The following is a 233-nucleotide window of genomic DNA, read 5'->3' as shown; positions in this document are numbered from 1 at the left end:
CGAAAAGAAGTTAGGAAGACAGCGTCCCGACACCAATGGATATGCATCACGTTCAATGGATATAGATATATTGCTTTATAACGATGAAATAATTGATAAAAAGCGTCTACAAGTGCCTCATCCAGAAATGGAACATCGAAAATTTGTGCTGCAACCCTTAGCCGAAGTGGCGCCAGACACCCTACATCCTATATTTCAAAAAAGCATAGAAGCGCTGTTAGAGATTACCAAAG

General features: G+C 40.3%; 1 protein-coding gene. It reads left to right on the top strand.

Annotated features, from left to right (window positions below; translation table 11 throughout):
- Nucleotides 1-233 (top strand): 2-amino-4-hydroxy-6-hydroxymethyldihydropteridine diphosphokinase (gene folK, locus ACY2RS_RS15965; protein WP_490099636.1); only part of this gene is annotated, 233 nt, incomplete at both ends.

It is taken from the genome of Patiriisocius sp. 208BN25-11 (genome assembly GCF_058147145.1).
This window is presented reverse-complemented; position numbering and strand designations above follow the sequence as displayed.